The 11591-nt window shown below is 41.6% G+C and carries 10 protein-coding genes; 7 read left to right on the forward strand and 3 right to left on the reverse strand.

The window, feature by feature from the left end; all coding sequences use genetic code 11:
- The first annotated feature begins 31 nt into the window (after nt 1-31).
- The 5 genes from ORI98_RS08030 (at nt 32) to hmpA (ending at nt 5388) form a co-directional block, all read left to right on the forward strand.
- Complete coding sequence (locus tag ORI98_RS08030; RefSeq protein WP_261298267.1) at nt 32-946, forward strand: FAD:protein FMN transferase; 915 nt, start codon at nt 32-34, stop codon at nt 944-946.
- Nucleotides 947-969: 23 nt separating this feature from the next.
- Nucleotides 970-1629, forward strand: a complete 660-nt coding sequence (locus tag ORI98_RS08035) for a response regulator transcription factor (protein WP_261298266.1) — start codon at nt 970-972, stop codon at nt 1627-1629.
- Nucleotides 1630-1706: 77 nt separating this feature from the next.
- Complete coding sequence (locus ORI98_RS08040; protein WP_306134863.1) at nt 1707-3077, forward strand: cell wall metabolism sensor histidine kinase WalK; 1371 nt, start codon at nt 1707-1709, stop codon at nt 3075-3077.
- A gap of 429 nt (nt 3078-3506) precedes the next feature.
- Nucleotides 3507-3980 (forward strand): peroxiredoxin, encoded by a 474-nt coding sequence (locus ORI98_RS08045; protein ID WP_306134864.1) that lies wholly within the window; start codon nt 3507-3509, stop codon nt 3978-3980.
- A gap of 214 nt (nt 3981-4194) precedes the next feature.
- The gene (gene hmpA, locus ORI98_RS08050; RefSeq protein ID WP_306134865.1) at nt 4195-5388 is read left to right on the forward strand and encodes an NO-inducible flavohemoprotein; all 1194 of its coding nucleotides are present in this window, start codon (nt 4195-4197) and stop codon (nt 5386-5388) included.
- Between the two features lie 142 nt (nt 5389-5530).
- Here hmpA and envZ read toward each other — a convergent pair whose 3' ends face one another.
- From envZ to ORI98_RS08065, 3 genes are all read right to left on the reverse strand, one after another.
- Entirely contained in the window at nt 5531-6865 is a 1335-nt protein-coding gene (envZ, locus tag ORI98_RS08055) for a two-component system sensor histidine kinase EnvZ (protein ID WP_306134866.1), read from the reverse strand.
- Nucleotides 6866-6868: 3 nt separating this feature from the next.
- Complete coding sequence (ompR, locus tag ORI98_RS08060) at nt 6869-7594, reverse strand: two-component system response regulator OmpR (protein ID WP_261298262.1); 726 nt, start codon at nt 7592-7594, stop codon at nt 6869-6871.
- Nucleotides 7595-7837: 243 nt separating this feature from the next.
- Nucleotides 7838-8533 (reverse strand): hypothetical protein, encoded by a 696-nt coding sequence (locus ORI98_RS08065; RefSeq protein ID WP_306134867.1) that lies wholly within the window; start codon nt 8531-8533, stop codon nt 7838-7840.
- 184 nt (nt 8534-8717) lie between these two features.
- Here ORI98_RS08065 and greB point away from each other — a divergent pair, with 184 nt between their 5' ends.
- Together greB and ORI98_RS08075 are read left to right on the forward strand one after the other, a co-directional pair.
- Complete coding sequence (greB, locus tag ORI98_RS08070) at nt 8718-9203, forward strand: transcription elongation factor GreB (RefSeq protein WP_306134868.1); 486 nt, start codon at nt 8718-8720, stop codon at nt 9201-9203.
- 270 nt (nt 9204-9473) lie between these two features.
- On the forward strand, nt 9474-11522 hold the full coding sequence (locus tag ORI98_RS08075; RefSeq protein ID WP_306134869.1) for a TonB-dependent siderophore receptor: 2049 nt from the start codon (nt 9474-9476) through the stop codon (nt 11520-11522).
- Nucleotides 11523-11591: the final 69 nt, after the last annotated feature.

Genomic DNA, 11591 nt, shown 5'->3' on the forward strand with positions numbered 1-11591 from the left:
AACACTTTAAGTGAGCAGAGAATATCCACGAATGCGTTCATCAAATGTGCTAAATAATGCCTCAACGCCGACTTTACAAGCTCGGAGTTGGGGCTTTTTAGCTTGCTTTCGTGCGATGGCAAGTCCGTGTGAACTACTGATAGCGACCAATGACCAAGCCATTGCAAAAGCAATGTTAGAGATTGCCTATAAAGAAGCTAAACGTATCGAACAAAAATACAGTCGCTTTATTGATGGTAATCCGCTGTGGCAGATCAATAATGCCCAAGGCGCAGTTACTCAAATTGATGCAGAAACCCTGCAACTACTAAGATTTTCACAGCAGTGTTATTTGTTAAGTGATGGCGACTTTGACATAAGTGCGGGTCCATTAATGCGTTTATGGCGCTTTGATGCCGGCGCTAAAGTGCCCGCCGATGCTGATATTATGCTGGCAAAAGAACAGGTAAACTTTGCAGCGGTGAAGTTTGATGAACAGCAGATCACTATGCCAGCGCAAATGAATCTTGATTTTGGCGGCATAGGTAAAGAATATGCTGTCGATAGAGTGGCTTATTTACTCGCTGAAAAATGGCCTAGTATTTCAGTATTAGTTAACTTTGGCGGTGATATTAGCTGTTTAGTCCCTAAAGTCGGTGAGCCATGGCAAATAGGGATTGAGAATCCCGAGGCATTAGATAATGCCGCAGCATTATTAAGTGTCCATCAGGGGGCTTTAGCAACCAGTGGCGATACGCGACGATTCATCGAGGTGAATGGGCGTCGTTATGGGCATATTATTAATCCAAGCACAGGTTATCCCGTGCTTGATGCACCTAGGTCTGTCACTGTCTTGGGACCTAATTGCGTCACTGCGGGAATGTTAGCAACAATGGCGATGCTGCAGGGTAAAGATGCTGAGCTTTTTCTGCAACAACAATCAGTAAACTTTAAATTATTCAGATAGTTTAAAACGTAAGGTGAATTAACATGCGGGTATTACTGGTTGAAGATAATGCATTATTGGCGCAGGGCGTGTACCTCAGTTTAACCAAATTAGGCATGCAAGTTGATCATCTTTCTAGCTATCAACAGGCATTGAATGCACTAGATTATGAAGATTTTAGTGCAATTATTCTCGACCTAGGCTTACCTGACGGTAACGGTGCCGATTTGCTTAAACAGTGGCGGAAAAAAGGCATTTCAGTGCCGACAATCGTGCTGACGGCTAACACCGATTTCGATACTCGCCTTGCATGTTTAGATATGGGCGCAGATGACTACCTGAGCAAGCCTTTTGATGTGCGCGAGCTGGCGGCAAGACTGCGTGCAATAGTCAGAAGACAATATGGATTAGATCACAATCAATTTTCTTATGGTGCGTTAAACATCGACTTTTCAAAATGCGAAGTGCTTTTTAGGGGTGAACTGGTGCAGCTTTCAAGGCGAGAATACCAATTGCTGCTTGAGTTTGCCCAATCTGCTGGACGAGTATTAACCCGAAGTCAGCTTGAACAGTTAACCTACGGGTGGGATGAGGTGGGCAGTAATTCAATTGAGGTACACATTCATCATTTGCGTAAAAAAATGGCTAATGAGTTAATCAAAACCGTGCGTGGCATTGGTTACACTTTGGTTGAGGTTGTCTAATGTTTACAGTCTTACGACAGAAACTACGGCCCATTTATTCATTACGCATGTTGATAAGTGTCTTGATAACGATTGCGATGATTATCACGGTCGTGGCCACCAATGCCTTAAGTCGTGAAGATGCCAGAGAGCAAATTGAAGAGTTGTTTGATGCGCAGATGCTTCAAACAACCAAAGTGCTAGAGTTATTTTACGTCAATCAATTTACTCAAAGTAAGGTTGAACAACTTGCCTTACAACCGATTAAGCTGCACGTTAATACTTCTGAAGTTGAAACATTTACCGAACAATCTACCGCATTGAATTTAATGTATGAGCAAAAATTGTCATTTCAGTTATTAAATTCGATGGGTGATTTGTTAGTTTATTCAGACAGTTCTGGTGATAAACCCTTAACCTCGTTTACTCAGGGATACGAGCTGCGCAATATTGATGCTGTGTCGTGGCATGTGTTTAGCTACTATTCTCAAGCACATGAAGTGTGGATTGTTACCGCACAAACTGAAGACGTACGCAAAGAATTACTTGATAAAATGATGTCTAATGCTTGGGTCGTTCCTTCAATAGTGACTCCAATAGTATTATTGATTTTGCTGCTGATAACCTATTATTTATTTAAACCAGTTAAAGCCTTAGAAACCAGTTTACTGAGTCGAACACCACAAGATTTATCCTCTTTGCACATTAATCTTCCAAGCGAGTTAGTACCCATCCAACATGCTATAAACGATTATCTCGCTCGAATTTCACAAGCCATGCAACGTGAAAGGCGCTTTAGTGCTGACGCTGCGCACGAGCTAAAAACGCCATTAGCGATTGTGAAACTTCACCATAATGGCCTGCAAGACGCGCTTAATGAAGTGTCCGAATTATTAGCGCCGCAACTAGATTATGCTCACATTCATTTAAATGCGATTGAACAAGGGGTTGAGCGCATGAGCCATATGGTCGAACAATTGCTTTTATTGTCTAGAGTTGACGCACTGCATGCTTTGAATTTAGCCCCGACTAGAGTCGACGATATTATCGACTCTTCAATAAATCAATTGATTACCATAATTACAGATTATGAATGGCAGATAGATATAGCAGATGGCTTAAAGGTAAATGTTGACCCTTTCTATATGACATTAGTGTGCAAAAATTTAATTGAAAATGCCTGTAAATATAGCCCGAAAGAATCAATTATTAGTATTGATGCAGCAGAGGTTAATGGTCAAATAGTCCTGCGTTTTTCAGATAGTGGAAAAGGTATGACAGATACTCAAATTGCCCGTGCCAAGGAGCGTTTTTATCGTGTAGATGAAAATGAAAGCCAAGGTGCTGGATTAGGTTTATCCATTTGTCAGCATATTGTTGGCCTGCACGGTGGTGAAATTCATCTGAATCCAAACCTTCCAAAGGGGTTGACCGTAGTGGTCATTTTACCGATACGCCTAAGTCAATAAGCATGCTGTAACGTCGCTATGTGGCAAACCATGCTCGACTTAAGTGCAGTTGTTAATGACTACCGATGGAGTTTCCCCTTGATTAAGCCTGTTAAGTTATCTCGCCAAATACGATATTTTTTCCTAGGTCGATATGCCTGTGGATGTGTTAACTTCGACTTAGTATTTCTGAGAGTTTTTGACTGATTAGATTGCGCATATGTTTAGAATACCAATGCGTTAGTCGGCGTCTTAAGCTGAGTTTAGGTGGTTAGTCAGAGCTCAGTATTTAATAGGCTGATTTAACTTAAATGTTAAGCCAACTTGTGGTGAATTAGGTTAGGCTAATTTATGCTAGCCCGCGTACAATATAGATATTTTCTGCCTAGATATTATTTGCAGCTGAAGGTTGCAATATTCAGGCTTCATAACACTGCTAAGGATTTAAATATGATCGCACAAGGACAAGCTTTACCTGCTGGTACTTTAGGCCAACTAACCAAAGACGGTATGGTAAATCACAATGTTACTGAGTTATTTGCCAGTAAGAAAGCGGTACTGTTTGCAGTACCTGGAGCATTTACACCAACATGTTCAGAAGCGCATTTGCCAGGTTTTGTGGTATTAGCTGATCAGCTTAAAGCCAAGGGCGTTGATTTTATTGCTTGCGTGTCGGTTAACGATGCATTCGTGATGAAAGCCTGGGGCGAAGCGCAAAATGCATCAGAACTCATGATGCTTGCCGATGGCGATGCCAGTTTTACTAAAGCGCTAGGCTTAGAGATGGATACAGCAGGTTTTGGTGGTGTACGTTCACAGCGATATGCGATGGTTGTCGATAATGGCGTGGTGACAGTATTAAATGTTGAAGCACCAAAAGCATTTGAAGCCAGTACTGCTGAAGCGGTATTAGCTGCCCTATAAGGTTTTCTTTCATCACTTTGACGTGATGATAAGCTAAAAATAACAAAGCACGCCATCATGACATTGATGGCGTGCTTTTTTATTTTAACGGCCGGTATAGCATGTATATTGGGTGAACCTGAAACAATGTTAATCCAAAAATAATTGATCTAAATCAAATAGATGTTTAGTATGCGCGTAAACATGCATTTAAAATACATATTAGAGGTTGTTTATGTTAGATCAACATACAAAAGAGATTGTTAAAAGCACTATTCCATTATTAGAGTCTGCTGGCCCAGCCTTAACGCAACACTTTTACCAACGTATGTTTACCCATAATCCTGAATTAAAAGATGTGTTTAACTTAGCGCATCAGCACACAGGAGGGCAGCCTGTTGCCTTATTCAATGCTGTAGCTGCCTACGCTAAAAATATTGATAATCTGGAAGCCTTAAGTTCAGCGGTCGAACGTATTGCCCATAAGCATACCGGTTTTTTAATTAAGCCAGAGCAATATGCGATCGTCGGTGGTCACTTGTTAGCAAGCTTAAAAGAGTTAGGTGGCGATGCGGTAACTGAAGAAGTGTTAACAGCATGGGGTAAGGCTTACGGTTTTCTGGCTGATATTTTTATTAATCGTGAAGCACAGTTATATCAACAAACTGCAGCCAAAAAAGGCGGCTGGCAAGGCACTCGTCGTTTCGTGATTAAGGCAAAGAAAGCTGAATCTTCTGTTATCACCTCATTCTTACTTGTGCCGGAAGATGGCTTGCCCGTTGTCGAGTTTATCCCTGGACAATATCTCAGTGTTTCAATTAATAACAGCCAGTTAGAAAACCAAGAAATTCGTCAATATTCGCTTTCGGATGCGCCTAATGGTTACTCATATCGCATCAGTGTAAAGCGCGAGTCCGACGGTAAAGTATCTAATTTGTTGCATGACTATTATCAAGAGGGTGATGTGATTGATGTTGTCGCACCAGCGGGTGATTTTGTACTAACAGTGACCAATAATACGCCTGTGGTGTTGATATCTGCTGGAGTAGGATTAACGCCAATGAAGAGTATGCTGAATCAGTTGCTGTCAGATTCACATAAAAGCCAAATCACTTGGGTGCATGCCTGTGAAGATGGCCAGCAACATGCTTTTAAAGGGTGTGTAGCCAACCAAGTAGCAGAGAATACTGATTTAACCCGATTTGTTTGGTATCGCAAGCCATTAGCGACAGATTTACCTGCTGAAGACTATGATTTTGAAGGTACGGTTGAGCTGGCAAAAATTGCGCAGTGGATATTACCGAATGCACATTATTATTTCTGTGGGCCACTTGGGTTTATGAAAGTGGTTAAACAACAATTATTGGCGTTGAATGTACCTGAAAGCCAGTTGCATTATGAAGTGTTTGGACCTCATTCAGCACTGTAATCGTGGTTATATAACTATTTTGAATATAAATGGACGCATTTAGCGTCCATTTATATATTTAGGTTTTTATTGAGCATAATGAATAGGCTTAATTAGATGAGGGATACCCGCTATCACTGTGTTTGAGCAGTGCTTAATTAGCCTATTTTTTTGGTAATAACACGCGTGCAATCAATCCTCCTTCCGCGCGATTGGCTAAGCTCACTTTGCCATTATGTCTATCAATAATCCGTTTAATAATGGCCAATCCTAAGCCAGATCCTACGCTTCCTCTGGCGGTGTCACCTTGGGTAAATGGTTGAAATAAATCATCCACTTTATTCATGTCAATTCCTGGGCCGTTATCTTCAACGCAAAAACCAACATAGTGTCCCTGCTCAAAAGAACTTATTTTTACCCATCCATGACCATAGCGGAAAGCATTTTCTACCAAGTTACTTAGTACGCGTTTGATGGCAACATGCTGAATGGGAATGTCGGGACAACTGGTTAGCTCGACTTCGATTTCACCTTGCCGGTTACTTTCCTGTTGCTGAATTTCTTGAATGAGTTGATTGATAGGAAAGGGCTCTCTAATGGCCTCTTGATCATGGCGAACATAAGCAATAAATTGTTTAATGATGGCGTCCATATCTTCAATATCACTGACAATACCGTCTTTAAGATATTGATCATCTTCAACCATCATTTCAGATGCTAGCCTGATGCGGGTTAAAGGGGTGCGTAAATCGTGGGAAATGCCAGCCATTAATAGCGCACGGTCTTGTTCAAGTTGTTTCATGCTCTGCGCCATTTGATTAAACGCATGAGTTACTTCTACAATTTCAGTTGATCCGCTTAAAGGTAAGGGGTCGGGGAATTTTCCTTTAGAGACGGTTACGGCAGCTTTTTGTAAGCGTTTTAACGGTTTATTTTGTTTGCGCGCAAATAGCCAGCCACCGGCGACACTGAGTGCACCAATGACTAATAAATATAAGGTGAGTGGCGATAAATCTGATTCATTAATGCCTGTCAGCGGTACTTTTATCCATAATGATGGCGCTTGCGGCGGTCTAATCCATACATCTAGATTTTCACCCTGAGAAAACCGTACTTCAGCTTCACCGCCCAAATACACAGACATTTGTTCAGACAGAAAACCATAATAAGTGGCGTTGTCTAAACCTGCTTCTTGGGCCTGTTTGAGGTTATAAACAGTCATGCCGTCGTGCCGCACCTTGGCATTGAGGGCGTCAACAATCGACAAGTGTTCGCGGCCAACCTCTACACCATCAACAAATAATATATTGATTTGACGTGCAATAAGCTGATTTATTTGCTCATAGCTGGGTTTAATAAAATAAACCGCAACCGACCAATAAGAAACCAGTTGATTGATCAGCAGCAAGCTACCAATCAATACCACAGTTTGACTAAAGGCGTTACGTGGTAAAAGGTGTTGCCACCATTTTAGTGTTAATTTGACCGGTACTGGCACGGGTTATTTTCGGGTTGAGCCATCAGGAACAAACACATAACCTAAACCCCATACCGTTTGAATATAACGTGGGTTAGCGGCATCTTTTTCAATTAAGCGGCGCAGACGAGAAACTTGCACATCGATAGAACGTTCTAGTGCAGAATAATCACGGCCCCTAGCTAAATTCATTAATTTATCGCGAGATAATGGCTCTCGAGGGTGAGAAACCAACACTTTTAACACCGCAAATTCGCCACTGGTTAACGCAATACTCTCTTCACCATGAAACATTTCACGGGTCGCTAAGTTAAGTGAAAAATCACCAAAAGCAATCACGGCTTCTTGCTGGGCTGGAGCGCCAGGTACATCAGTGGTTTGCCTGCGCATAACAGCTTTAATACGGGCTAATAATTCACGTGGGTTAAAGGGTTTAGGTAAATAATCGTCTGCGCCCAGCTCTAGGCCGATAATGCGGTCAACCTCATCACCTTTAGCCGTTAACATGACAATGGGGATAGGATTTTCTTGTTGACGTAAACGACGACAAATTGATAAGCCATCTTCACCCGGAAGCATTAAATCTAAAACCAATAAATGAAAATTTTCACGCTCAAGTAGTCTATCCATTTGTTCGGCATTGGCCGCGCTACGTACTTGATAACCTTGCTCCATTAAATAACGTTCCAATAGTGAACGCAGTCGCATGTCGTCATCAACAACGAGAATTTTAGACGTTTCTTGGCCCATGAAAATATCCTTTTATCTTTAGCATTTTCACTCAATATAACCAGTTTAGCGTCTGGCTAATAGTCTCTAAAAAGTAAGTTTCGCTATTTTGTGCGCTAAACGGTTTTTTTTATGTTAAAACATTTTGATTTTGTTGAGTTTTATGACTGTAAAATGTGACAACTGAAATTGTAACAAAAGCCACAATATCGGGATTATTGTGGCTAATTGAAGTTTCTTTGGGGTGCACTAAAGTGATTTTGGTTAAAATAATTGCCCAAACTCAAATTTTGTCGCAGTAACTTGTTCTAGGTTACTGTAAATATGAGCATAATAATTATTGGGAAAAATGATCAGGTAACTCATATCCGCAGACTGATCATCAGGCCAATAACCGAAAGTATGGTGCGCCTCAAAAGCTTGATAAAGCTGATTGCTTGGATGATTCTGGTTAGGGCCAATTGATAATATTAACTGCTGTGCATTGCTGGACAAAGTGTAATGAATTGTTTTAGCTAATAATGCAGCGCTAAAAGCGTTTTCAGTCTTGCCTAAATCTGCTGCTGATTTTAAGTCTTGTGTTGGTTTTAAGTCTGAGTCTGACTCAATCATTGCGCTGTTTTGATGACTAAAAGCAATTTCACTGGGGCGAAATAACAGTTTATCGTCATTTACCGTAACACGCCCCCAATGATGATAACTGTTTGGAGGGTTGTTAAGATCGATGACCACATGGCTGTAACTTTTATCCTGATTGATGTGGAGAAAACCCAATTGAGCATCAGATTCATACAACCAATCACCTTGCATTAAGAGCGAATTTACAACTCGTTCATCCTCGATACCATTAGCATGAGATGGCCAAGTGATTCCAACGCCCAATAAGATAATAATTAGCAGTAAACCGAGGTTATTGTGGCGGGCATAATAATCAATAAAGTGAAGCGTAGACCAGTACATATAATTCCTTTTATGTGTACGCGTGAAGGGCTAAGTATAGTTGAAAAAATAGTCTATGACCGAGCGGTGAGTCAATACAGTAATAACACTAAGCAGAGGCGCGACAATGTGCCTGTTAAAGACGAGATTCGTGATATATTAGTTTATTGATTTTTTATCTTCTAATTGTCATTGTAAGCATATTATGAGAACGGCTATTGTTACCCGTGAAGGGTTTGAAAAACTACAACAAGAACTCAATTTTTTGTGGCGTGAAGAGCGTCCTGAAATCACCAAGAAAGTGGCTTGGGCTGCCAGTTTAGGCGATCGCAGTGAGAACGCAGATTACCAATACAACAAAAAGCGTCTTCGTGAAATTGACCGCAGAGTCAGATACTTACGTAAGTCTATCGAGAACTTAAAAATAGTTGATTATGCCCCAGAGCAAGAGGGTAAGGTCTTCTTTGGTGCTTGGGTTGAAGTTGAAAATGATGACGGTCAACAACTTACCTTTCGCATTGTGGGTTACGATGAAATTTTTGGCCGCAAAGGTTACATCTCAATTGATTCTCCGATGGCGCGCGCACTGTTGAAAAAACAAGTTGATGATGAGGCTGTGGTCAGCACGCCTGAGGGTGAAAAGTGCTGGTACATTAACAAGATATTCTACCATTTGCCTGAGCAAACCTAACTTAAGCAGAGTTAAGTTTACTAAGCGTATTGCTCAATAAAAATTAAGTTTAAATATAGTCAATTTTCAGCCTAGAACAGTATAAGTTGACCGGCTTTATCACATATGGCCTATAGGCTATGCGTCAGTGTGCTGTTGTTCAAAGCAAGCTCCCTATCAAATCATAGCCTTAGACTGCGACACCTTGTCGCAGTTTCCACTTTAGCTTTTGTTATTTATGAGTAATTGCAGGCACAATTGCGTCACAATTTACCCATTAAAAATAACAACATGATCGTAAAGTGTTCCATCCTAACCCTCGTCGTAGCTGCAATTCTTGCTGGTAACCATGCTTTTGCAAATGAAATGGAAATTATCACTATTCATCATAGTGATAATCACTCAGTTGTCTCTGCCACGGATAAAGCATTGCCTGCCAAAATTGATGTGGGTGATTTATTCGAGGTGCTGCCAGGGGCATCAATCAATGGCAATGGACCATTAACTGGTATTGTGCAATATCGCGGATTATCAGGCGATAGAGTGAATACCCAAATTAACGGTGTCAAATTAGCTGGCGCAGGCCCTAATGCAATGGATACTCCGTTAAGTTATGCCAGCCTGATCATGACTGAACGCGTTGATTTATCGCGTGGTATTGCTCCAGTATCATCGGGCATAGATACTTTGGGTGGCAGTGTAAACGTGGTTGAGTCGAGCGCGGAATTTGATGTTGTTGATGGCAAAGTGGCGGCTCAATATCAAGATAACGGCCAGCGTGGCAGCTTTGGTGCGAAAGCCAATCTTGCTAATAAAGACCATGCCTTGCTGGTATATACCGATATCTTAAAAGGCAATGAAGATGTCATAACTGGTAATGGCAAACACATTATGCCGACGGACTATCAAAAGCAGATGTTTGGAGGCCAATATAAATTCAATTTAACTGATTCGCTTAGCCAAGAGGAATTTATCGGGATAGGTTATCAATATTTAGAAACTACAGATGCAGGCACACCAGCATTGCCAATGGATATCAATTTCATTCGTACCGATCACATCAATAGTCAGGGGGTGCACCTGTTTGCTGAGTGGCAACTTGACTGGCATTTAGCCTATTCAGATGCTCGTCATGGAATGGATAATTTTAGCAAGCGCATGCTTATGCCTTCAATGTCAGCACGCTACAACAATGCCGATTCTACCAGTTGGGATGGCGCGTTAGCCTTCACCAAAGATGACTGGCAAGTCGGCCTAGATATGCAAATGGCCAAGCATGATTCGGTCATAACCACCCCTGAACAGTCCATGTTTAGCATTGGAAACTTCAATGGTGTTCGCGACGACCGTTATAGCGTCTATGCACAATGGGACAAGCACATTAATCAATGGCAGCTCAATGTAGGTGCTCGGCTTAAGCAATATCAAACCGATGCTGAAAATGTACACCATTCTATGGCGGCCAATAAACCAGCGATTAACCTATTGATGACACGCTTTAATGAAGCGGATAAAAGCCAGTCACAAACCGGAGTCGACTTTGTATTTGATGCACGCTATCAAGTGAATGATGAGCTGACTTGGATTGTCGGATTAGCACGAAAACAAGCAAGTGCGTCTTATCAGCAGCGTTATCTTTGGTTGCCTATGCAGTCGACAGGTGGCTTAGCTGATGGCAAAACCTATGTGGGTCAGATGGATTTAGAGCTTGAAACCGCATATCAAATTGAGCTAGGAAATGCCTACCATAGTGGTAATTTTTCTATAAACCCAAGGATTTTTTACCATCGAATTGATGATTATATTCAAGGTATTGCTGCAACAGATCCGGTTGTATTAGCGGTAGCAGCAATGATGGGTGATGCAAATCCAATGCAGTTTGCCAATGTTGATGCTGATTTGATGGGCATGGATATTAACGCAACATATGCATTTAGTACGCAAGTCTCAATCGATATGGTTGCTAGCTATGTATCAGGCGAGCGCCGTGATATCGACGATAATTTATATCGTATTGCGCCGGCTAATATCAATATTGGCTTAAATTATGAGTCAAATTCTTGGTTTGCGCGTTTAGAAACCTTAGCAATGGCAGCACAAGATAAAGTCTCGGTTAGCCAGCTTGAACAACGCACATCGGGTTATGCTGTTGTGAATATGTTGGTGGGATATGAAGCAAAGTCTTGGCGCGTGAAAGCCGGGGTTAACAACGTGTTTGATACCGAGTATCAAGATCATTTAGCGGGGTATAACCGGGTGATGGGCAGTGAAATTCTTCCTGGAGAGCGCATGTTTGGACTGGGGATGCAGGCTTGGCTCTCTGGGGAGTACCACTTTTAGTGTAAGTCGTACCACCCTTCGTCGATGACGTCCCACTTTCACATCTCTGCTAAAAGTGAAAGTGGGCTT

Source organism: Shewanella sp. ULN5 (assembly GCF_030731885.1).
Lineage (GTDB): Bacteria > Pseudomonadota > Gammaproteobacteria > Enterobacterales > Shewanellaceae > Shewanella > Shewanella holmiensis.